This is a genomic window from Halorubrum sp. SS7 (assembly GCF_005435055.1).
Lineage (GTDB): Archaea > Halobacteriota > Halobacteria > Halobacteriales > Haloferacaceae > Halorubrum > Halorubrum salinarum.
Genome location: NZ_SGXV01000803.1, coordinates 1 through 210 on the forward strand (window position 1 = coordinate 1; position 210 = coordinate 210).

At 70.0% G+C, this 210-nt stretch carries 1 pseudogene; it reads left to right on the forward strand.

The features are described 5' to 3' along the window. A pseudogene (locus EXE44_RS19955) lies at positions 1–210 on the forward strand (TetR/AcrR family transcriptional regulator); the annotation flags it as partial.

The following is a 210-nucleotide window of genomic DNA, read 5'->3' on the forward strand; positions in this document are numbered from 1 at the left end:
CCCGCCCGTCGACCGACTGGTCCAGTTCGTCGGGTGGTTCGTCTTCGCCCCCGACGAGGCCGACCGCGAGGCGTTCCACATCGCGCTGTTGGAACTGCGCACGCAGGGGCCGTTCAACGAACGGATCCGCGAGCAGTTGGCGCGTAGCGACCGGCTGCTCCGCGGGACCGTCGCCGACATCCTGGCGGACGGCATCGAGACCGGCGTCTT